Annotated in this window: 20 protein-coding genes; 9 read left to right on the forward strand and 11 right to left on the reverse strand. The window is 47.1% G+C overall.

Annotated elements, in window-relative coordinates; genetic code table 11:
- Nucleotides 1-50: 50 nt before the first annotated feature.
- The 3 genes from AAHN97_RS09120 to AAHN97_RS09130 are packed head-to-tail and all read left to right on the forward strand — an operon-like array spanning nucleotide 51 to nucleotide 1796.
- The gene (locus AAHN97_RS09120) at nucleotides 51-503 is read left to right on the forward strand and encodes a hypothetical protein (RefSeq protein ID WP_343307271.1); all 453 of its coding nucleotides are present in this window, start codon (nucleotides 51-53) and stop codon (nucleotides 501-503) included.
- A 3-nt stretch (nucleotides 504-506) separates the two neighbouring features.
- The gene (locus tag AAHN97_RS09125; RefSeq protein ID WP_343307272.1) at nucleotides 507-1364 is read left to right on the forward strand and encodes a helix-turn-helix transcriptional regulator; all 858 of its coding nucleotides are present in this window, start codon (nucleotides 507-509) and stop codon (nucleotides 1362-1364) included.
- A 33-nt stretch (nucleotides 1365-1397) separates the two neighbouring features.
- Nucleotides 1398-1796, forward strand: coding sequence for a DinB family protein (locus AAHN97_RS09130; protein ID WP_343307273.1), 399 nt, complete (start codon nucleotides 1398-1400; stop codon nucleotides 1794-1796).
- Between the two features lie 66 nt (nucleotides 1797-1862).
- Here the strand turns inward: AAHN97_RS09130 and dusB are convergent, their stop codons facing one another.
- The 6 genes from dusB to AAHN97_RS09160 form a co-directional block, all read right to left on the reverse strand.
- Nucleotides 1863-2900, reverse strand: coding sequence for a tRNA dihydrouridine synthase DusB (gene dusB / locus AAHN97_RS09135; RefSeq protein ID WP_343307274.1), 1038 nt, complete (start codon nucleotides 2898-2900; stop codon nucleotides 1863-1865).
- An 86-nt stretch (nucleotides 2901-2986) separates the two neighbouring features.
- On the reverse strand, nucleotides 2987-4756 hold the full coding sequence (locus AAHN97_RS09140) for a hypothetical protein (protein WP_343307275.1): 1770 nt from the start codon (nucleotides 4754-4756) through the stop codon (nucleotides 2987-2989).
- Between the two features lie 142 nt (nucleotides 4757-4898).
- Nucleotides 4899-5630 (reverse strand): metallophosphoesterase family protein, encoded by a 732-nt coding sequence (locus tag AAHN97_RS09145; RefSeq protein ID WP_343307276.1) that lies wholly within the window; start codon nucleotides 5628-5630, stop codon nucleotides 4899-4901.
- 8 nt (nucleotides 5631-5638) lie between these two features.
- A complete protein-coding gene (locus AAHN97_RS09150) occupies nucleotides 5639-6193 on the reverse strand; it encodes a GNAT family N-acetyltransferase (RefSeq protein WP_343307277.1) in 555 nt (184 codons plus the stop codon).
- A gap of 93 nt (nucleotides 6194-6286) precedes the next feature.
- Nucleotides 6287-7090, reverse strand: coding sequence for a DUF4382 domain-containing protein (locus AAHN97_RS09155; protein WP_343307278.1), 804 nt, complete (start codon nucleotides 7088-7090; stop codon nucleotides 6287-6289).
- Between the two features lie 64 nt (nucleotides 7091-7154).
- Nucleotides 7155-7640 (reverse strand): hypothetical protein, encoded by a 486-nt coding sequence (locus tag AAHN97_RS09160; protein WP_343307279.1) that lies wholly within the window; start codon nucleotides 7638-7640, stop codon nucleotides 7155-7157.
- Nucleotides 7641-7904: 264 nt separating this feature from the next.
- Here AAHN97_RS09160 and AAHN97_RS09165 point away from each other — a divergent pair, with 264 nt between their 5' ends.
- Nucleotides 7905-9533 carry an FAD-dependent oxidoreductase gene (locus AAHN97_RS09165; protein WP_343307280.1) on the forward strand — a complete coding sequence of 543 codons (1629 nt, stop codon included), beginning with the start codon at nucleotides 7905-7907 and terminating at the stop codon, nucleotides 9531-9533.
- Nucleotides 9530-12157: an alpha-L-rhamnosidase gene (locus AAHN97_RS09170; protein ID WP_343307281.1), complete on the forward strand. Its 2628-nt coding sequence runs from the start codon at nucleotides 9530-9532 to the stop codon at nucleotides 12155-12157. Before AAHN97_RS09165 ends, AAHN97_RS09170 begins: the two co-directional genes overlap by 4 nt.
- Here AAHN97_RS09170 and AAHN97_RS09175 read toward each other — a convergent pair.
- Complete coding sequence (locus AAHN97_RS09175; RefSeq protein WP_343307282.1) at nucleotides 12149-12493, reverse strand: DHCW motif cupin fold protein; 345 nt, start codon at nucleotides 12491-12493, stop codon at nucleotides 12149-12151. The two genes, AAHN97_RS09170 and AAHN97_RS09175, sit on opposite strands and share 9 nt — an antisense overlap.
- Nucleotides 12490-13326: an AraC family transcriptional regulator gene (locus AAHN97_RS09180; protein ID WP_343307283.1), complete on the reverse strand. Its 837-nt coding sequence runs from the start codon at nucleotides 13324-13326 to the stop codon at nucleotides 12490-12492. The genes AAHN97_RS09175 and AAHN97_RS09180 overlap by 4 nt, the downstream gene beginning before the upstream one ends.
- Before the next feature lie 96 nt (nucleotides 13327-13422).
- On the opposite strand from AAHN97_RS09180, the gene AAHN97_RS09185 reads away from it, so the two are divergent.
- On the forward strand, nucleotides 13423-14592 hold the full coding sequence (locus AAHN97_RS09185; RefSeq protein ID WP_343307284.1) for an MFS transporter: 1170 nt from the start codon (nucleotides 13423-13425) through the stop codon (nucleotides 14590-14592).
- On the forward strand, nucleotides 14592-15806 hold the full coding sequence (locus AAHN97_RS09190; protein WP_343307285.1) for an MFS transporter: 1215 nt from the start codon (nucleotides 14592-14594) through the stop codon (nucleotides 15804-15806). Before AAHN97_RS09185 ends, AAHN97_RS09190 begins: the two co-directional genes overlap by 1 nt.
- On the opposite strand, the gene AAHN97_RS09195 is transcribed toward AAHN97_RS09190, so the two are convergent.
- A complete protein-coding gene (locus AAHN97_RS09195; protein ID WP_343307286.1) occupies nucleotides 15706-16341 on the reverse strand; it encodes a pseudouridine synthase in 636 nt (211 codons plus the stop codon). The genes AAHN97_RS09190 and AAHN97_RS09195 overlap by 101 nt on opposite strands.
- Before the next feature lie 292 nt (nucleotides 16342-16633).
- Here AAHN97_RS09195 and AAHN97_RS09200 point away from each other — a divergent pair, with 292 nt between their 5' ends.
- Together AAHN97_RS09200 and AAHN97_RS09205 are read left to right on the forward strand one after the other, a co-directional pair.
- On the forward strand, nucleotides 16634-18475 hold the full coding sequence (locus AAHN97_RS09200; RefSeq protein ID WP_343307287.1) for a family 16 glycoside hydrolase: 1842 nt from the start codon (nucleotides 16634-16636) through the stop codon (nucleotides 18473-18475).
- A gap of 20 nt (nucleotides 18476-18495) precedes the next feature.
- Nucleotides 18496-20457 (forward strand): hypothetical protein, encoded by a 1962-nt coding sequence (locus tag AAHN97_RS09205; RefSeq protein WP_343307288.1) that lies wholly within the window; start codon nucleotides 18496-18498, stop codon nucleotides 20455-20457.
- Between the two features lie 35 nt (nucleotides 20458-20492).
- Here AAHN97_RS09205 and AAHN97_RS09210 read toward each other — a convergent pair whose 3' ends face one another.
- Complete coding sequence (locus AAHN97_RS09210; protein ID WP_343307289.1) at nucleotides 20493-21743, reverse strand: c-type cytochrome domain-containing protein; 1251 nt, start codon at nucleotides 21741-21743, stop codon at nucleotides 20493-20495.
- Nucleotides 21740-23230 (reverse strand): DUF1501 domain-containing protein, encoded by a 1491-nt coding sequence (locus AAHN97_RS09215; RefSeq protein WP_343307290.1) that lies wholly within the window; start codon nucleotides 23228-23230, stop codon nucleotides 21740-21742. The genes AAHN97_RS09210 and AAHN97_RS09215 overlap by 4 nt, the downstream gene beginning before the upstream one ends.
- Nucleotides 23231-23234 lie beyond the last annotated feature (4 nt).

Consider the following 23234-nt stretch of genomic DNA (forward strand, 5'->3'; position numbering starts at 1 on the left):
CTATGTCAGCAGTATTCCGTACTTTTATAAAATAACTGAAACATGCGTATATGAGAACTGCTATAGCCTTTGTAATCCTGCTCTCCGCCTGCAACCAGGCTGGTACCGGTAATAAAAATGATTCCACTGCCACAGAAAACACCACGCCGCAGGGTGCGGTTGCTTCCTGTTATAATAAGATCACCGGCCGGGATACCATTAAATTATCCCTGGTGGTGGATGAAGACAAGGTGAACGGCACCCTGGAATACAACATTTATGAAAAGGATAAGAATACCGGTGTAATAGCGGGTACCCTGCAGGATAACATCCTCAGGGCTACTTATGAATTCCAGAGTGAAGGAGTGAAGAGCACCCGGAATGTAGTGTTCAAGATCATGGGAGATCAGGCATATGAGGCGCAGGCAGACAGTCTTACTTCAGATGGCCTGCCCGTTTTCAACGGGGATGCCGCCCTGTTGAAGTTTGAACCATCACCCTTTAAGAAAATCCCTTGTGAGTAAGCAATGGATGCAGATATTCATACGCTTTATACTTCTGACTACTACCGGATCATGGACTTCCGGTGCCGGTGTACAGATTGCCGCACTTCCAAGCCGGAACAGAGCGATCGCTTCTGTATCAGTTTTGTAAGGAAGGGGAATTTCCTTTTCAACGTTTTCCGGAACTCGCTGGATTCTTACAGCGGTTGCATCCTGATCACCAAACCAGAATATGAACGTACGGTCACCCATACGCATGCTGTGCCGGATGAATGCACCATCTTCGAAATATCTCCGGAACTGTTAAGGCAGCTGAAAGAACAGTATGCCCATACCAAATTCTTCCGTGATCCGGACCTTCATTCCACGCTGATCCGCACCAATCCTGAAACGGAGTTCCTGCATTTCTATATCACCCAGCTGGTACTCACCCGCACGGGCAGTAAGCTGCATATAGACCAGCTGATCTTTGATATGATCCGGAAAGTACTGAACAGCATTACGGACTATGAGCCGGATGAACGTATTCATGCTAAACTGAAAAAGAACCATCTCACTACCATAGAACGTGCAAAGGAATACCTTACCCAACATTTTATGGAAGATATTTCGCTGAAGGAAATAGCGGAATACAGTTATGTAAGCCCTTTCCACTTCTCCCGGATCTTCAAAACCTTCACCAGCTATTCTCCCTACCAGTTCCTGCAGGACATCCGTCTGCAGCATGCCGCACTTTTACTGGAAAACACCCCCACGCCTTTGTCTGATGTAGCCTATACTTCCGGATTTATGAGCATGGAATATTTCAATGCAGCTTTCCGTAAGAAATTTGAACTGCCGCCGGCCAAATACCGCCATGAGAAAATGAGCAGGATATCTTAATCCTTTCTTTTGCCCGCATGTTAGTTTTGGAACATGAAAGCACAACTATTAAAACACCTGGAAAGCTCCCGGGCCTACACTTTAGGCGTAGCGGAGCTAATGCCTGAAGAGGCCTATGATCTGAAACCGGTAGCGGGCATATGGAGCTTTGGCGAGCAACTGAACCATATTGCTTATGGTATTCACTGGTGGTCTGAAATGTTCATCCGTGGCGTGGAAACAGAATGGGCACCTCCGAAACCTGTAACCGGAAAGAAAAAGATCATAACTGCGCTGGAAAAGGCGTATGAAACGTTAAAGAAAACGTATGAGGAAAGCAATGGCAAAGAAGGCGGCTTTAATGCTACGCTGGACCATATTACGCATCATCGCGGGCAATTGATCGTGTACCTGCGTACAAAGGGGATCCAGCCACCGGAATATGTTTATTAAAGGAGTGGACTGCGTTTCAAAGCTATTCAGCCTTGCGTGCATTTATTAACGGAGGTTTTGCTGCATTTAAACCGGGCAGTTCTCATGGTAATTCACCAGCTGGATGGGTGTTCTCTCCATCTCAAAACCATCGTAGGTGCGGAGCACTTCATCCAGCACTGCTTCTATCTCCGGCACGGTGTTCAGCGTTACCAGGCGGGTACGGAATTCTTTGATATTGGGTAAACCTTTCAGATAGTTGAGGTAATGACGGCGCATGGCATATACGCCGGCTCCATCACCTTTCCACTGCAGGGATTTGCGTAAATGCTGTTTGCAGACCTCCACGCGTTCTGCCACGGTAGGCGGCGCCATTTCTTCCCCGGTGTTCAGGTAATGCCTGATCTCGCGGAAGATCCAGGGGTAACCGATGGCGGCACGCCCTATCATAATACCATCCACACCGTAACGGTTCTTATATTCCAGCGCTTTCTGCGGGCTGTCTATATCCCCGTTCCCGAAAATGGGGATGTGAATGCGGGGGTTATTCTTCACTTTGGCAATCAGGCTCCAGTCAGCCTCGCCTTTATACATCTGGCAGCGGGTGCGGCCATGGATGGTAAGGGCTTTGATCCCGGCATCCTGCAGCCTTTCCGCTACTTCTTCAATGTTTTTGGTGTTATCGTCCCATCCCAGCCTTGTTTTAACCGTTACCGGCAGGGTAGTGGAGCGCACGCATCTTTCCGTAAGCCGTACCATCAGACCGATATCCTTTAATACCCCGGAACCTGCGCCCTGGGCCACGATACCTTTCACCGGGCAGCCAAAATTGATGTCCAGCAGTTCAGGATTGGTTACATCCACAATCTTCGCCGCCATGGCCAGCCTTTCTTCATCCCCGCCAAACAGCTGTATGCCTACCGGCCTTTCTTCGTCAAAGATCTCCAGTTTGCGGCGGCATTTGATGGCATCGCGTATCAGCCCTTCACTGGAAATGAATTCCGTGAACATGAGATCTGCCCCGTTATGCTTGCAGACCACACGGAATGGAGGATCGCTGACATCCTCCATAGGCGCCAGCAATAAGGGGAAATCCGGAAGGGTGATATGATCGATCTTTACCATTTGCGGGCACAAAAGTACGAAAAAAAACAGGGCCGTATGCTTTTGATACGGCCCTGCGGCAATGAGTAGGTGATATCAGGAGAACTTTACTTGCCCCAGATGGCACTGAAGCGTCCATTATCATTGTAGTTCTGTACTTTGATCAGGCGCAGGCCTTCTGAGCTGGCCTGGTTGAACTTGGTCTGGTAAGAAGCAGAAGTCATACCGTAATAGGCAGCATAATTGTTCTTTTTAGGACGCCATACACCACCAACAGTATTACCATTTACATTGATGCTTTTCAGCTCCCAGTTTTTGTACAGTTCATCGAATTTTTTGTCGAAGTCAGTGCCGGACATGCCATAGTACAGGTAGAAACCATTGTCGTTTGGCTTGTTCACAAAAACAGCCGCATGATAACGTTTACCGCCAACAGTATAATCCACATGTTCCTGCACATGCCATTTCTTGGTTTCTACATAGTTCTTCCAGGTAGCACCAAACAATGCATCATCCTGATTATGGACAGATGCAGCGGACTGGCCGGCCGGTTTCTTTTCCCAGATGGCAGAGAAGCGGGGATTACCGCTACCGTCTTTTGTAACAGAGATCTGGCGCGGACGGTAACCCTGTCCATCGTAAGTGTTAAAGTAGTTTTGGTAAGTAGCACCGGTCATATAGAAACGTGCATACCATGAGCCGGGAATGCCCCACTGGAAAGAACCTGCAGCATAGAGGGTGCTGCCGCTCTTGTCCACACTCACGGTTTGGAGGCCCATACCCATGCCGGTATAATAGCCCCAGTATTTATTCACGAGGTCCAGCGGAACATTGTGGAAGCTGGGATAAAAAGGTGCAAATAAACGTGCATATGGCGTAGTGGCATCCAGGTCATAACAATCCACGCCGCCGTGATTATAAGAGCCGTAAGGATCTACCAGTACCCATTCTCCGCTGTGCCCTGCGCGCGTATCCTGCACACGTACTTCAAAATGCAGGTGTACATTGTAGGAACGGGTATTGGCATCTTTAAGTGTACCATCATCTTTCAGGATCACGCCAATACCACCGGAACCGGTATTACCTGCATACGCCAGGAATTGGCCGGCGCCTACATTATCACCTTCCTTAACGGCGATCTTCTGGGCATTGGTGCCCCAGCACAGATTGCTGTTGGTACCGTTGGTGGCAAATGTTTTGTATTTGCCGGATGTGCCCTGGGCTTTAGCCCTGTCGTTATCATGGCCATTGCGCAAATGCAGGTGTGTGCTGCGGTATTTGTAACCGTCCGGTGCAGTATGCTCAATGGTGATATAGTTACCACCACCGTTAGACCATTTCACATCAATCACTTTCCCCGGTGCAATGGCGTATACGCCAAAGGTGGGATCTTCATTTTCAGCTACAGATGTTTTGCCATAATCGATGGCACGATGGGCATCTTTCTTGCCATCACCATCATTATCCCAGCTGTAGTAAAAGCCTTGCCAGAGGCCGGTAGAGCTGTTCTTGAAAGGCAGGTACAACGGCATGTGTGCTTTCACGGAACTGTAAACAGGTTCCAGTGCAGCTTCTACTACCGGTTGTGCACAAACGCCGGCGCGTTCCATTTTAGCAATGCCCGGTGCATCTGCTTCAATAAAGATCAGTTGTGTGATGGGCTTGATACTACGTGTAGCCGTGAACGGTTTAAGTGGCCCTACTTTCATCCTTGCCGGACTTTCATCTCCATCCGGACCTTCGGGAAGAGCTACAGCAGGCCTTTTCACTTTCTGGTAAAGAATTTCGGAAGCATTCTCTTCTTCCTGGGGAATTTGCTGTGCATCAGCATGCAAACAAACAAGAAGGGTCGCCATGGCGAGGAATACGCATTTCATAATCAGTAATTTGGTGTTAACATTAAAATCGGTTGGCAAGCTACCCAGAATAGGAGCGGGGAAAAAACGGGACTTCGTATATGGTATGATTTAACCGATAGCTGGTTGGTTTGATCGGTTAACGGGTTAGCTGTTATAACACTTAAGGATTCCTGCCTTTCTCGCCTGGATAAAGTTCTTGCGGCGGATCACTTTGTATCACTTTTTTGGAATCAATATCCAGGGCAGATAACTTTCCGTAAAAAGCAGCGCCGGTATCTACATTCCAGAGGTTAGCTGCTTTCATGGGCGTGAACTTATTATAATTGATGGTAGGCGTATGACCAATGTAGATCTCGTGGAACAGCTGTAGGCGCCGGGGATAGAGCAATGAGTTCCTGGATAAACGTTTATTCATACTGCGGGCTGTTTCCCATAAAGTTCTGTCCCAAAGGAAGCTGGTTTCATAACGTTCATGCTCGGGCCCATGCATGGAAGCAAATCCTGCATGAATGAACAAACGGTTCTTTTCATCAATATAGAAAGGCCGCAACCGATTGTAGAATCTGATATGCGCATTTTTCTCTTCAGCGCTGATACCTTCATAACTTGCCACGGTAGACCTTCCGCCATGGAATAACCACACCGGGTCTGCCGGGTTGCCCATGAGCCAGGATTCACACCATTCATCATGATTGCCTTTCATAAAGATGCAGCTGTACTGTGCATCCAGTTCCATGAGGCGGGAGATCACCTGGGCGGATTGAGACCAGCCATCTACGTAATCTCCGAGAAAGATCAGTTTGTCCTCTGCCTTTGGTTTGATCTTTTGTATGAGTTGGTCCAGCGCTTTTAACGCGCCATGAATATCACCGATCACAAACGTTCTTGCCATATATACATTTACCGGAATGGTGTGAGCAGGGAATAGATAATGGTATCCAGAAACCTGCCTTCATAAAACAAATTCTCTTTAAAATAAGCGTCTTTTGTAAAATTATTCTTTTCCAGCAGTTTGGCTGAAGCAATATTGGCCGGATCGACCAATGCGGAAACGGAGTGAAACTTCAGTACACGGAAGCCATAGTCCAGTACGGCAGCCAAAGCCTCTGCCATAATACCTTTTCCATGCCAGTTGTGGTGCAGCAGATAACCTACTTCACAACGGAAATTTTCTTTTTCAACATTAAAAAGCCCTATCATCCCTATCAGTTTGTCTTCTCCCTTAATGGTAATGGCCCAGTTAATAGCTTCGTTCCGCTGGATGAGTTCCAGGTTGCTTTGTATCAATGTTTGGGCATCTTCCCTGTTTTTTTGCAAGGGGCGTGGGATGTATTGCATCAGTTCCCTGTTGGAGCGGAGGTAAAGTACTTCATCTGCATCGCTTTCCCTTAGCTTTCGGAGCACAAGGCGTTCTGTGGTCAGAACGGGGTAAGGATCAAAGTTTAGCGTTAACATTTACTGAAAATAAGGGAAACCGGGCTAAAAACAAACAGGTATTTGCAGATAAAAAATGGCTGTGAACAAACCCGTTCACAGCCATGAATGATATTATTTTTTCAATGTGATGGTACTTGCATCGGTTACTACACCGGAAGTGATGTTTACATTGATCGTTGAATCCCTGAAAGTAGAATCCTGCGCGTCAAAGTTTACTTTCCAGCTGCCTGCATTAAGGCCGCCGAAGAAATAATAACCTGTAACAGCATCTGGCAACGCCAGTAAAGTATCGGTATTTTGAATTGCCCATACCTTTGCCAATGCTTCCTTAGGCAGCACAAAACCTTTCAGGCTGCCACCTGTAGCTTCTGCATAAGTACGGATCACCGGCTTCAGGATGTATTGCCCGCTGTTACCAGCAGTTACTACAGAACGGTTGGCATCAAAGTCGATGTACAAACGGTAAAGGATCCCCGGTGTGAGGTCTGCCTTTAATTTGAGTTTTAAGCCGGACTGCTGGGCCGAAGGTGTTTTCAGCTCATGTTGCACACCAGCGATCACCACTGAATTGTTGGGGCCAAGTACCAGCCTGATCTGGTTGATACGGCCTGCAGGTACTTCCATATCTGCTAATACAGTATCGATCCCATTTCTAAAATCGAGCAGATTGTAAACACCCGGATGCAGTAAAGGTAATTCTACCCAGCCCTGTGTTGTTGAGGTATCTTCAGATGTATTGATCATCACTTTCTGAATGTCAATATTCACAGCATCATAAGCCGCAGGAGCATCTGTAAGTCTTACCTGCAGGCGGGCCTTCCCTTCATTGTTTTCAGATGCATCTTTCTGACATGCGGTAACACCAGTAATAAGCGACAGTGCAATCAGTGCAGCGCTAAGGATTTGTTTTTTCATTCTAACGGATTTAAAGATATGATTGCCGTTTAGACGAACTGTTTATAGAAAAGTTTAACGCTGCCTAATTTTTTTTATGGCCTTTACCCTGTTTGCCTCCTTTATTCCCTTTATTCTTATTAACATTTCCCTTACCGTTCATCGGATGTCCTTTCACTACATAATACTTCTCATCACGGCTATCCCTTATGATAGGCTGTTTGCCGTACCATCCCTTGTATTTTCCATATTTTTCACGATAGATGTCGGCTTTTAAATAAGGCCTTGGTTCATTAACAATCACTTTATAGCCCCTGTAGAGGTCATAATGATAAGAAGGGGGCAGGGCAGGTGCAAATACCCATTTATTGCCGCTTAAATAGATGAACCGGCGGTCCGGAATATGGTAGTAGGCATCTACATCCGGCAAGTAATAATACTCGGCATAATCATATCCTACAGGCCCCCAGGTAGGCTGGCTGCCAATATTCACATTTATTCTAACCTGTGCGGATGCGTTATACGCAAAACCTGCAAGGATAAAACAAATTCCCAAAGCGATCTTTTTCATAAAAAAGAGTTTAAGTTCCTTATACTGTATCCAAATAAGGTGCCAACCGGAAAAATTTAGCAAACCGGCTACGTATAATTTACCCTTATAAGTGTCTTATAGAAAACTATTTTGTACAATATGATAATAAACAGAAAACTATTACAGGCGCTGCTTGCACCCCTTAGCCCTCAAAGGGCTGTACATGCTCAGCATGACAGAGCAGGATGGTCCCAAGATGCTAAATTCGGTATATTTATCCATTGGCCTTTATCCAGATTAACGATGAGGATATCCTTACTTATTTTACTTTTTTCAGGCCGGTTAATGGCACAGGAAAAACTGCAGGCAGATGTGATCGTGTATGGCGGAACCGCAGCAGCAGTTACAGCGGCAGTACAGGTACAACAAATGGGCAGATCCGTGATCATCGTTTCACCGGACATACACCTCGGCGGATTGTCCGCCGGTGGACTGGGCTTCACTGATACAGGTAACAAATCCGTGATCGGCGGCCTGGCCCGTGAATTCTATCATCGTGTATACATGCACTACCAGCAACCCGGTGCATGGATATGGCAGACTAAAGAAGCCTACGGCAACAAAGGGCAGGGCACACCTGCCATGGACGGAGCGGAACGTACCATGTGGATCTTTGAACCACATGTGGCAGAACAGATCATGGAGGACTTCATCAAAGAACACCGGATTAAGGTGTACCGGGATGAGTGGCTGGACAGGAATAAAGGCGTGGTGAAGAAAGGCGGCCGCATTGTGTCCATCACCACCCTGCAAAAGAAAACCTTCACTGGTAAAATGTTCATAGACGCTACTTACGAAGGTGACCTGATGGCTGCTGCCGGTGTAAAATATCATGTAGGCAGGGAAGCTAACAGTGTATACGGAGAAGAGTGGAATGGCGCGCAAACAGGCATCCTGCATCACCGGCATCATTTTCTGACGAATATCAGTCCGTATAAGATAGAAGGAGATAAGAGCAGCGGTTTGCTTCCCCGCGTTTCCGATAAAGATCCCGGCAAAAGGGGAGAAGGCGATAATAAGATCCAGGCATATTGTTTCCGGATGTGCCTGACCAATCTGCCGGAAAACCGAATCCCTTTCCCTAAACCGGAAGGGTATGATCCCATGCAGTATGAACTGTTGCTGCGGGTGTTCAAATCAGGCTGGAGAGAAACTTTTTCTAAGTATGATCCAATTCCCAACCGTAAAACGGATACCAATAATCATGGGCCTTTCAGCACAGATAACATTGGCATGAACTACGATTATCCGGATGCCAGCTACGAGCGCCGGAAGGAGATCATCAAAGAACATGAACAATACCAGAAAGGGCTCATGTATTTTATGGCCAATGACCCGCGCATGCCGGAAGATGTGCGCACGGCAGTGAGCAAATGGGGACTGGCAAAAGACGAATTTAAAGACAATGGCGGCTGGCCGCACCAGCTCTATATCCGTGAAGCCCGCCGCATGATAGGGGTGGAAGTGATGACGGAACATGAAACCCTGAGTAAAAAGAACGTGCCTAACTCTATTGGCATGGGTTCTTACACACTGGATGCACATAATGCGCAGCGGTACGTGAAGCCGGATGGTTTTGTACAGAATGAAGGAGATATTGGTGTGGAAGCCCCCAAACCTTACCGCATTGGTTATGGTTCCATCGTTCCAAAGAAGAAAGAATGTGAAAACCTGCTGGTACCTGTTTGCATGTCCAGCTCACACATCGCTTATGGTTCTATCCGCATGGAACCTGTATTTATGATCCTGGGGCAAAGTGCTGCCACTGCTGCCGTACTGGCGATTAATGGTAAAATAGCGGTGCAGGATGTGAAATATGAAACACTTAAATCACAATTATTAAAAGATAAACAAAGACTGGAGTTACCATGAAATTGATCAGTATCCTTTTAGCTTTTTTCCTGCTTTCATCTGCGCAGGCCAATGAACCGTTTACAGCGAAGTATCTGCAATGTGAATACATGGAAGATCCTATAGGTATTGATACAAAACAACCCCGTTTCACCTGGCGGCTGGAAGACAGCCGGAAAGGTGCTGCCCAGAAAAGCTACCAGGTATTTGTATCTACAGACCCATCAGGTAACGGAAATGTATGGACCTCTGCCAAAGTGAATTCATCTGCTAACCTTGCCGTATATGCAGGAAAAGCCTTGCAGCCTTTTACAAAGTATTACTGGAAAGTGCAGGTATATGACCAGCTGGGCAATAAAGCTACTGTTTCTGCTACCGCCACATTTGAAACCGGTATGATGAATATGCAGAACTGGCAGGGCGCCTGGATCAGCGATGGTACAGACGTAAAGGTGAAGCCTGCTGCACAGTTCCGCAAAGAGTTTGAAGCAAAGAAGAAGATAAGGTCCGCCAGGGCCTATATTGCCGTGGCCGGATTATATGAACTCTACATCAATGGGGAACGGATCGGCAAACAAAGGCTGGATCCCATGTATACCCGCTTTGACCGCAGAACATTGTATGTGACGCATGATGTAACAGCTCAGTTGCAGGCAGGTGAGAACGCCATCGGTGTGATGCTGGGTAATGGATGGTATAATCACCAATCCACCGCCGTATGGTTTTTTGATAAAGCACCCTGGAGGGGAAGACCGGCTTTTTGCCTGGACCTCCGCATTACCTATGAAGATGGTTCCATAGAAACCATCAGCTCTAAAAAAGACTGGAAAACGGCGCTGGGACCGGTTATTTTCAATAGTATTTATACCGCGGAGCATTATGATGCAAGGCTGGAACTGGAGGGCTGGAATAAGACAGGATTTGATGATAAGAAATGGAAGGATGTAACGCTCCGTTCTGCACCTTCTAAGAACATCGTAGCACAGGTAATGCGTCCCATTGAACAGGTAGAAGAGATCCCCGCTGCTAAACTGAATAAGATCAACGATACTACTTATGTATTTGACTTGGGCAGGAACATTGCCGGCGTAAGTAAAATAAAAGTACGGGGAGAAGCTGGTACCGTACTCCGGCTGAAACATACAGAACTATTGAAACCGGATGGCACGGGTGATATGTCCAACATCGACATGCACTATCGTCCTACGGATGACAAGGATCCTTTTCAAACGGATATCTATATCCTCAGTGGAAAAGGAGAAGAAAGTTTCTCTGCGCGTTTTAACTATAAAGGTTTTCAGTATGTAGAAGTAACCAGCAGTAAACCTGTTTCGCTTACTAAGGAAAGCCTGGTGGGTTATTTCATGCACAGCCATGTGCCTGTTGTGGGAAGCATAGCTTCTTCCAATCCCATGATCAATAAATTGTGGACTGCTACCAACAACGCGTATCTCTCCAACCTCTTCGGCTATCCTACAGATTGCCCGCAGCGGGAAAAGAATGGCTGGACGGGTGATGCACACATTGCCAGCGAAACAGGCCTCTATAGTTTTGATGGTATTACGGTGTACGAAAAATGGCTTGCAGATCACCGGGATGAACAACAGCCCAATGGTGTACTGCCTTCCATCATTCCCACCGGCGGATGGGGCTACGAATGGGGTAACGGACCAGATTGGACGAGCACTATCGCCATCATTCCCTGGAACATCTATCTCTTCTATGGCGATACCACTTTGCTTGGCGCCTGTTATGATAACATCAAACGTTATGTAGACCGTATTGATACAGATTACCCATCCGGCCTTACCACCTGGGGGCTGGGAGACTGGGTGCCGGTTAAATCCAAAACACCTGTAGAGCTTACTTCTACGGCGTATTATTTCGCGGATGTAACCATTCTCTATAAAGCAGCAAAACTGCTGAATAAAACGGCTGATCATCAGCATTACAAGGCGCTGGCAGAGAAGATCAAAACTGCTTTTAATGCAAAGTACCTGAATAAACAAACCGCTATTTATGGAGAAGGCGTGCAAACAGCCATGAGTGTTCCTTTATATTGGGGATTGGTACCCGAAGAGCTGAAAGCCAGGGTAGCGGCGAATCTCGCCAAAAGGGTAGAAGCAGATAATTTCCACCTGGACGTTGGTTTGCTGGGCACAAAAGCGATCCTGAGTGCATTAAGCGATAATGGGTATGCAAACGCAGCGTACAAAATAGCCAGCCAGGAAACCTTCCCTTCCTGGGGATGGTGGATTGTGAACGGCGCTACCACTTTACCCGAGAACTGGCGCATAGAAAGCAAGAACGATAATTCACGGAATCATATCATGTTCGGGGAGATCGGGGCATGGCTGTACAAAGGCCTTGCAGGTATCAAACCGGATGAGCAGGCACCGGGTTTCAGGAATGCTATTTTAGAACCGCATTTTGTGGAAGGCTTAGCGCAGTTTGAAGCAAGGCATCATCAATTGGTTTCCTCCTGGAAACGGGATGGCAATAGTATTGTTTACAATGTAACTGTTCCTGCCAATACCACTGCTACCGTTCGTTTCGATAAAGGTAAAAGTATTACCCTCAATGGTGCGCCTGTGAAGGATATAGTGGCATTGGCCGCGGGGCAGCACCAGTTTATATTAAAGTGACTTTTGGAGGAATGAGCCATCAATAATGAATAATTTTGCGCCCGTATCCGTGAAAGAACGGTGGGAGCTAAGATCATCCGTTACCTGGTAGCTCATTCCTTTTTTCATGGAATGCAAACTGCCATCGGCCAGTTCTGTGGTCATTTCTCCTTCCAGGCAATAAATGATATGCCCTTTTTTGCACCAATGATCTGCTTTATATCCTTTGGAATATTCCACTACACGAATGCGCAGATCGCCAAGTTGTATGGTGCGCCAGTAAGCTTCTCCGGTTTCTCCTTGATGTATGGTGGGCGTTATTGCATCCCAGTCTGTTGTGTGAAAGTCGATGTTCATTTGATGTAATGTTTTTTAAACTCACTCGGATTTTCTCCTTCCAGTTTCTTAAATACTTTATTGAAATAAGAAAGCTGCTCAAACCCTGTACTGAAGCAGGCTTCGCCAACTGACCTGTCCTGCAGTAACAAGTTCTTCGCCTGGTTGATCCTGCAGCGGTTCACAAAATCTGTAAAGGTTAAGCCTGTTTGTTTTTTGAAATAGCGGCAGAAGGCAGCTGTTGTCATGTGTACTTCTTTCGCAATGAAATTCACATCCGGTTTCAGGTGATAATTCGTGTCCACATAATCGTAAATGGCAGACATGCGCTCTTTCTCTTTATGCTGCTGGTTCACTTCCTCATTCAGCTGCACCACTTCCTTACTGGTAGCCATGATCTGGAAGATCTCCAGTAAGGCCATTAACTGCCCGAAATGATCTTTCGTTTGCATGGCCTTCAGTTTCTCCGCAACAGTTGCTTTTGTTTGCCCGGTGAACGACAGGCCATATTTTGCTTTCTGAAAAAGGGCTTTAATAGCCGATAATTCCGGGGCATTCAGGAAAGCATGGCCCAGGAAGTCCTCTTTCAGCTGTACCACTATCTGGTTGATCTCATAACCCAGCCCGTAATCAAAATTTAAATGAGGCACATCAGGCCCTATGAAAATCAGGTCGTTATCCACGTAGCCGGATAAATGCTGCCCTACGTGGCGCGTGCCGGAACCACCTTCCACGTACACAATTTCATACTCCGGGTGAAAATGCCAGAAAAAGCTCTTTTTGAAGCAGGAAGTATTCAGTTTGAAGGACTTACCGGAATCCGGCTTTATCTCTTCCAGTTGAATTTTGCTCATAGGGGCAAAATTAAGGCATTTTAGGATCAATGGAGTGCAAATATTGATCATTATAGGAGTAGTTGAACGTAAGGTCTTGTAATAATTTTGTGTCCAATGCAAATCTCGAACACCTTACCGTTATCATTACCTGTTCCGAGGATCTACCGGATAGCCTTAAGTATCTTCTTTTTCATACAGGGGCTGGTTTTTGCCAGTTGGGCCAGCCGCATCCCGGATATAAAACTAAAATTCGGCCTGAACGATGCAGAGCTGGGCAGCCTGCTGTTTGCATTGCCTGCAGGGCAAATGTTGGGCATGGTACTTTCAGGTTATCTCGTTTCCAGGTTCGGGAGCCGTTTGATGTTATTGATCGGCGTAGTGATCTATCCCGGCACATTGGTGCTGTTAGGGGTAGCGCCTACAATAGTTTTACTGGTAGCAGCATTAGTCTTTTTCGGCCTTTGTGCCAATCTCATCAATATCGCAGCTAACACCCAGGCCATTAGTGTGGAAGCGTTGTACCGTAAAAGTATCATGGCCAGTTTTCATGGCCTGTGGAGCCTTGCGGGGCTTACAGGGGGATTGATCGGTGGTTTTATGGCCGCGCACAGGCATGTGCCTTTTGTGCATTACTGTATCATTTTCGGGCTTACCATGGTGCTGGCGCTCATAGCAGGGCCTTACCTGCTGCCGAGGGACGCTTCCCGTAAGAATAAGCAGGCATCCATTTTTGTAAAGCCTAACAGGAATATTGTTGTATTGGGTTTGATCACCTTTGCCTGTATGATCTGCGAGGGTACTATGTTTGAATGGAGCGGTGTGTATTTTCAGCAGGTGGTGCATGCGCCGGCTCAGTTGATCGGCCTTGGGTTTCCCGCCTTCATGAGCACCATGGCAGGAGGGCGTTTTGCTGCAGATTATTTCATTACAAAATTTGGGGTAAAACGGTTACTGCGCATCAGCGGCGTCACTATCTTCATTGGTTTACTCACCGCTGCTATATTCCCTGCCATTGTACCTACTACCATCGGATTTTTACTGGTGGGATTGGGAGTGGCTTCCGTTGTACCCATGACGTATAGTATTGCAGGCCGTTCCCGTACTATTCAACCGGGTGTGGCATTGGCCATGGTATCAACCATCGGGTTCCTGGGTTTCCTGCTGGGTCCGCCGCTGATAGGTTTTGTGGCAGAAGCGTTTGGACTCAGGTGGTCACTGACCATGATCGCTGTATTAGGATTAGGCACTACCTTACTGGCAGGCAGTATTAAAAACGAGGAGTAATGAATTCACCGAGGCGGGCGCGTATAGCCATTGCACTGTTTTTCTTTCTTTCCGGTTTCGGATTTTCTTCCTGGGCTTCCCGTATCCCGGATATTCAGCACCGGCTGCAACTGAATAATGCAGAATTAGGTGTTGTATTGTTTGCATTGCCTTTGGGCTTATTATGTACTATGCCGGTAACAGGTGTGCTATTGCAACGTTACAGCAGCAGCAGGATCATGTTCATTGGCGCGCTGGCATTTAACGGTATGTTAAGTATACTGGGATTTGTAACATCCGTGTGGCAATTGGTGATAGGCTTATTCTGCTTCGGTGTATCCCGCAACCTGCTTAACATTTCCATGAATGCACAATCAGTAGGTGTACAGGCTTTATATCAAAGGTCTATCATAACTACCTTTCATGGCATCTGGAGTGTAGCCAGTTTTTGTGGTGCAGGTTTAGGTGGTGTGATGGTATATTTCAGAATAGGAACAGCATGGCATTTTCTGATCGTGGGTATACTGATGGTGATACTGGGTTTCGTTGCATATCCCGGCAGTTTAAAACAACCACCTGCTACCAGTGGGAGAAGGCGTTTTGCATTACCGGATAAAGGACTGCTGAAATATGGCCTGATCTGTTTTGCCGTCATGTCCTGCGAAGGCACCATGATCGATTGGAGCGCTATCTATTTTAAAGAGGCCGTGAAAGCATCGGAAGAAATGGTGACCGCTGGCTTTGTTGTGTACATGGCAGCCATGGCCACAGGGCGTTTCAGCGGAGATAAACTCCTGCATAAAATAGGTATTGTAGCCATGATCAAATACAGCGGATTACTCATCTTTGCCGGTTTATTACTCGCAGCCCTGATGCCGTATCCCATTCCTGCAGGTATTGGTTTTATGATGACGGGGGTAGGTGTTTCCTGCGTAGTGCCGCTGGTTTTCAGTATGGCAGGTAAATCCACTACAATGGCTAATGGCCCTGCTATTGCAGCTGTTTCTACGATCGGTTATCTTGGTTTCTTATTGGTGCCGCCGGTGTTCGGTTTTATGGCAGAGGCAGCGGGCCTGAGATGGACCTTTGCTTTAATGGCCCTGTTTGGATTAGTGATCACCGCTTTGATCATCATCAGTTCCAGTTCGCGATCTTCAGCTTCTCAAAAAACTCCGCTTCCGGTATTTCCTGCACAGCGCCCGGTGGAAGATCGCCCAGTTCCAGATCTTCAATAGATACCCTGATCAGCCGCTGGCAGGGATGATGTATTGATTTTACCATCTTGCGCACCTGGTGATATTTTCCTTCTGTTAAAGTAATGAGCAGCCAGGTATGCGGATAATCATCGCTTAATTCGCCAACACGGTCTGCTAAGTTGGCCGGCTTCTGCACTATTTCCACTTTGCAGGGAGGTGTAATGTACCGTTCTCCGCCAGCTATGATGATAGGAACTCCTGTACGCAGGCGCTCCAGGTCCACCGGCTTTATTACATTCTTTATCCTTACCAGGTAAGTTCTGCCATGAGGCTGCTCGCCCTGGAAAAGCAGGCGTGTTACTTTTTTATTGGTGGTAAGTATCAGCAAACCTTCTGAATGATTATCCAGCCTGCCTACAGCATGTATGCCTTCCGGAAAATCATAATCCAGTTCGCCGATCTGCCTTTCAGTCTGCCGCCCGCCCGTAAACTGGGAGAGCATGTTGAAAGGTTTGTGAATAATAAAGTAACGGTTCATGCCTGCAAAGAAAGGAAATAAAAGTACAACAGCCATGCCATATCATTTCCTATAGAGGCGCGGAGGATGCGTAATGCTTTACGCATATTCGTTTATGGAAGAACGCCATGTACCTTATTCCCATTCATACCGATGAAACCCTGAGGAATCCCAATCTGAAGCAAAACGAAGGTTGGTAAAGTGAACCAAGTTTTTATCGCGGAAGCATGCAGTGAACCCCGCTGCATGCTTCTTTTTATTTAGCCAATCGTTTAGCCAAACGTTTGCCGGGCTTACCATTCCTCAAGAATAATTTGAACCGGAAAAAAACTATTTATATTTTGCGACCATGGTACTAAGATCGAAAAACAGTTTTTTAAGCCGGTCATGGATCGGCTTTTTATATGTATGCGGTGCCGGGCTGACCATTACACAGCCGGCCTTCAGCCAGTCTGGCCAGATCCCGCTGCAGGACTTTTCTTCTTTTAAGAATCCCTCGAGCAGCTGGCAGATAGCAGGAGATGTGTCCGCCAGCCTGTTGAAGCCCAATGTGCTCAACACTGCCAAGGGAACCGGTATCCTTGTGAATATGCCCGGTAAAAAGGCACATGGGGAAGACCTCTATTCCAACCTGGAACATGGGGATATGGACCTTGAGCTGGATTACATGATGGCATCAGGCTCCAACTCCGGTATCTATTTCCAGGGCAGGTACGAATTCCAGTTGCTGGACAGCTGGGGCGTAAGATCTCCCAAACCAGGGGACAATGGTGGTATCTATGAACGCTGGGACGATAGCAAACCTGAAGGTCAGAAAGGCTACCAGGGTTATGCCCCCCGCCAGAACAGCAGCAAAGCGCCTGGGTTATGGCAGCATCTGAAAGTGTCCTTCCAGGCACCCCGTTTTGACGCAAGCGGCAAAAAAACAGAAAATGCCCGCATTATCCGCGCTGAACTGAATGGTGTGGTGATCCACGAAAACCTAGAATTAATGGGCCCCACCCGTGGTTCCATTGGCGGCGGCGATGAAAAAGCTACCGGGCCATTGCGTATCCAGGGGGATCATGGTGCCGTGGCATTTAAGAATATCCAGATCAAACAATTTGATCAGCCCATTCCTGAACTCAGCAATCTGCAATACAGCGTATATAAAGGCCGCTACGACGCCAATGTGAACCTCGCCGCGCAAAAAGCGGAGGCACAGGGCTCCGTAGCAAAACTTACCGCTAATGCAGGCCCTTTAAGCCAGGAATACCAGATCTTGTATAAAGGCACCCTCAAAGTGAAAGCGGCAGGTGAATATACCTTTGTCCTGAACGGACAAGGCGGCGCTGCCCTTGTGAAGATCAATAACCAGGTGGTGGTACCATTTGGTCAAAGAGGAGGAAAAGCTAACTTATCCGCAGGCGATCTGCCCGTAGAGATCATTTATGGCAGAGAAGGAGACAGGGGGAACCCCGCTTTGGGCATTTCCATTGCAGGCCCCGGCATCCGTGAATTCTACACCGGAGATGCCATCACGCCTGATGATACCGATCCCATCCTTGTAACCGCAGAAACAAACACGATCCTGCGCAGTTTCATGGATATCGGCAACCGTACAAGAGTGGTACACGCCGTATCTGTAGGCAGCCCTGAAAAACTGCATTACACGTATGACCTGGATAAAGGAATGATCGTACAATTGTGGAGGGGCGATTTCCTGGAAACCACACCTATGTGGCATGAAAGAGGAAATGGTACCGCCCGCGCACAAGGCGTCAAACAACTTTTCGGCATGCCTTATTTCACTTTAGGCAGGTTAGCCAGCCAGCAGGATGCATGGAAAACTGATTCCGCAGGCACCAGCTACCGCCCGAAAGGATATGTACTGGATGAAAAGGACAGGCCAACATTCAAATACCAGATCTTCGGTTCAAACGTAACAGATGTTATCCGTGTGTCTGAAGACGGGCATGGTATCTCCCGCGAGATCACAGTGACTGAACCTGCAGGCGACCTTTACGCTAAACTGGCAGAAGGCACGCAGATAGAGGCAGGGGAAAAAGATCAGTATGTAATAGATGGGAAGCAGTATTACCTGCAGTTACTGGATGCCGGTGGCGCCAAACCTGTAGTACGTGATGCCGGTAACCGCAAAGAGTTGATCATACCGGTGAAAGGCAAGTTGAGCTATTCCATCCTTTTCTAAACATTTACAGAACTGACGCAATGAAAAATATTATAAAGAAAGCTGCATTATACTTACTTCCTTTCTGCGCTGCTGTTTCAGCATTTGCACAGGAAACGCCGAAGGAAGAAGATTACTTCAGGATAAATAAAGTGAGCTCGCCGGAAGGCACCCTGCTGGAAGTAGGCGGTCTTACCGTTCTGCCAAATGGTGACCTGGCTGTATCTACCCGCCGTGGTGATGTGTACATCGTGGAAAACCCAACCAGCAGAAGACCATTCTTCCGCAAGTTTGCCACCGGTCTGCATGAGATCCTGGGTCTTGCCTGGAAAGACGGCGCCCTCTATTGTGCGCAAAGAGGTGAACTCACCAAACTGGTAGACTCGAATATGGACGGTAAGGCAGATGTATATGAAACTGTATACGCATGGCCTATTTCAGGTCACTATCATGAATATTCCTTTGGTCCTAAATTAGCACCGGATGGTTCCTTCTTTGTATCTGCCAACGTAGCGTTCGGCGATGAAGAATGGTGGCGTGGTGAAAGCCGTGTTCCCTGGAGAGGATGGATCATGCATATCTCTGCAGATGGCAGCAAAATGGAACCCTGGGCAACAGGTATGCGTTCCCCTTGCGGTATCAGCATGGTGGATGGCGAATTGTTCTACACAGAGAACCAGGGAGACTATATGGGCTCCGGTGGTATATGGCGTGTAAAGAAAGGCGACTTTGTTGGTCATCCTGCAGGTCTCCGCTGGACCGGTGAAGCTAATTCCCCGCTCAAACTCACCGCAACGCAATTTAATGCCGTAGTGGACGAACGTAAAGTGAGGAATGCGCAGGGCAGAATGATCAAACCGGAGAACGTGATAGATGAGAAATTCATCACCATGTTCGAAGCAAAGAAAACCATTCCTGAATTAAGACTGCCTGCTGTATGGTTACCACACGGTGTATTAGGTATCTCCAACTCTGAAATGGTAAAGATCCCTGAAGGTGCATTCGGTCCCTTTGCCGGTCAAACGCTTGTGGGCGACCAGGGGCAAAGTAAGATCATGCGTGTGGTGATGGAAAAAGTGAAAGGGGAATACCAGGGTGTGGCATTCGACTTCCGCAGTGGATTCCAATCCGGCGTATTACGCATGGCATGGGGCCATGACGGTTCTCTCTTTGTAGGAGAAACCAACCGCGGATGGGGTTCTGCAGGTGATGCCAACGAAGGTTTACAACGCCTTGTATGGAACAACCGCATACCTTTCGAAATGCAAACCGTAAAGGCTATGCCTGATGGTTTTGAAATTGAATTCACTTTACCGGTTGATAAGAAATCAGCAGAAGACCTGGCTTCTTATGCGGTGGAAAGCTTTATCTACAAATATCATCCTGTTTATGGCAGCCCTACCGTGAACATGGAGAAATGTGAAGTGAAAGGTGTGAAGGTATCCGATGATGGACTGAAAGTACGGGTGATCGTAGATAACCTGCGTCAGTACTATATCCATAATATCACACTCGAAGGTGTGCGTTCAAAAGATAATTTCTATTCACTGGTGCACCCAACGGGTTATTACACACTGAACAATATCCCTGAGGGTAACAAACTGGCGATGAGTGGAGTGAGCACCCGTAACTCTGCTAAGGAAGCGGCTGCTAAAGCGGCTGTTGCGGAGAAAGCAAAACCTGCAGCTGCTGTTAAGCCTGGTGCCAAACCAGCTGAAGCAACTCCTGTTGCTGCTAAACCTAAAGTAGCTACTTACGAAGAAGTGAAACCATTGCTGCTGAAATATACCTGCGCCGCCTGCCACAATCCTGACAAGAAACAGGTTGGCCCTGCGTTTAAGGATATTGCCAAAAAGCATTACAGCAATGAGATGGTGGTGAAACTGATCTACAATCCTAACCCGGAGAACTGGCCTGGTTATGCAACAGAGATGCCTCCCATGCCACAGGTTCCAAAGGCAGATGCCCTGAAGATCGCCGGCTGGATCAATTCGTTGAAGTAAGATAAAAGAGAACTTATATAGGCGAAGGCCTTCCGCTATGGGAGGCCTTTGTTATTCCAGCTATATACCCTTTTGATCGCTGTGTTTTTCTTCAGCTGATCAATAGCTGCTGCAGTGATGTTTGTTTCATTGAGATTTACAGCTTCGAGGTGTTTTAGCTCCATCAGCTGATCACTGATCTTGTCTGTTACAGGGTTCTTGTCCAGGCGTAGCTTCTCAAGATTAATAAGTGCAGGTAGAAAATCCAGATCATCGTTTGTAAAGTCATTGCCGGATAGATTTAGCCAAACGATATGTTTGGCGAGCGGGTGTATTACAGGTTTTATAAGCGCTGCTTTCACACCAGAACCTGCTGGCAGGGTAACATCCAGCATTAATGGCTGCAGTTGCATCAGCCGTACCTGAAAGCCTGTTTTCCGGAGGTTATCTAACAGCGATGTGTCCACAGATACCGATACTGAAATGATATTTTCAGTGATATCTATTCCTAAATACTGTGCTATGAGTGAACTATCCGCTTTCCCTTCCGTTGCCCACAACTGTATAAGCTGTAATTCATTTTTAGTAAGCGGTGGTTTCCCGTCTGCCGGCATAAAATCCTTATGATCTTCATCCAGCAGAATGCGCCGGATCAGCTCACTCGAATCCGGTTTGCCGGGAACAATGGCAGGGCCGCTTTTACCGCCTTTTAAAATGTCTTCCAGTGTTTCAAGCGATAAATCCCCTTTGCTCTTTCCATCCCGGTGGCATTGCACACATTTGTTTTGTAAAATGGGTTGTATCACATCTTCAAATAACAACGCATCCTCAACCCTTGAAGGTTTCATACGTTCTTGATGCAATAGCACCTGCATCGTGAGGTAATCACTGCCATGTGTAAGACTGGCTCCCTGGTGTCCGCTATAGCTCATGAGCACCACGAGTCCTGTAAGCAATAAAGAAAATAGGGGGCGGGGAAGGGGAATCTCTTTCAGAAAGAATTTAGTAGTGGTGAAATATAGCAGGCCTGCAATAGCTGCCAGCGAAATGCCGGACAGTTTATGTTTACTTAACGCATCTGTATCATAATCTCCTTTTAAAGAAAGCAGGTAGCCAAAGATACAGGCTAATACCGCTGCCATGAAACCTGCCAGTAAGGTGATGGGCACTGCTTGTTTCAGATAACTGAACCGCTTTGCGTAAGACAGCAGGTTAAAGAGGGTGGCCAGCAGAATGAAGCCTATCGGCAAATGAACGATCAGCGGATGCAGATGGCCTGAAAATGTAAAGATGTCTAATAATTTCATGCGTTGGTTAATATGTCCTTTACTACTTTTCCTTCTACATCTGTTAGCCTGAAACGTCTTCCCTGGAATTTATACGTGAGTCTTTCGTGATCGATTCCCATCAGGTGCAGCAGGGTAGCCTGGAAGTCATGCACGTGCACCGGGTCTTTCACAATGTTGTAACTGAAGTCGTCTGTTTCCCCGAAAGAAATGCCGGGTTTTACACCTGCGCCTGCCATCCACATGGTGAAACAACGTGGATGATGATCACGGCCATAATCGGCAGGCGTGAGTTTGCCTTGTGAATAAACGGTACGCCCAAATTCACCACCCCATATCACCAGCGTATCTTCCAGTAACCCCCTGCGTTTGAGATCAGTGATCAATGCACCGGTAGCCTGGTCAATGGACAGACATTGTTTAGGCATACCGGCCGGCAGGCTGCCGTGATGGTCCCAGCCCTGGTGATACAATTGCACAAACTTCACATCCTTTTCCAGCAGTTTACGTGCCAGCAGGCAATTTGCGGCATAAGTACCTGAGTCCCTTGAGCCGGGGCCGTACAGATCAAATATTTCATCGGGTTCATCCTTTACATCAATTACATCAGGAACGGATGTTTGCATGCGGAAAGCCATTTCATATTGCGCAATGCGGGCATCTATTTCCGGATCACCATACGTGTTGTTCTGCAGCTGATTGAGTTTGGAAAGATATTCGAGCATTTCCTTCCGGTCTGCGCCATCATAACCTTCCGGGTTATTGAGGAACAGCACAGGGTCCTTGCCTGATCTGAACTGTACGCCCTGGTATTCCGAAGGTAAAAATCCATTGCCCCACAACCTGGCATATAAGGGCTGGTCTTTGGAAGCATCTTTAGAAACCAGTACGATAAAAGTGGGCAGGTTTTCGTTATCTGACCCTAATCCATAACTTAACCAGGAACCAATGGATGGCCGGCCGGGAAGCTGATTCCCTGTTTGTAAAAAGGTAATGGCGGGATCATGATTGATTGCCTCGGAATGGATGGATCTTATAATACACAATTCATCTACTACTTTGGCAGTATATGGTAACAGTTCACTGATCCATGTACGGCTTTCGCCATGCTGATTGAATTTGAAAGCAGAAGGTACAACAGGCAGCAAAGCCTGTCCGGAACTCATGCCGGTAAGGCGTTGACCATTCCGGACAGAGTCCGGGAGGTTTTGTCCTCTCAGCTTTTCCAATACAGGTTTGTAATCAAACGTTTCAAACTGTGATGGCCCGCCTGCCATAAAAAGATATACCACTCTTTTTGCTTTGGGGGCAAAATGAGGAATGGCCTTCAGTATTTCTTCCTCCGTAGTGGCGTTGCTGAACAACTTGTTCCCCAATAAAGAACTCAATGCCAAAGCTCCAATACCCATGGAAGTTTTGGTAAGGAAATCACGGCGGCCCAACTGCTTGTTCAGCTTGTTGAAATCAGGTGTGTTGATCCTGAAAGTTTCTTTATGATGATCGCACATGTGT

This window comes from Chitinophaga niabensis (genome assembly GCF_039545795.1).
In the GTDB taxonomy this organism is placed as follows: Bacteria; Bacteroidota; Bacteroidia; order Chitinophagales; family Chitinophagaceae; genus Chitinophaga; species Chitinophaga niabensis_B.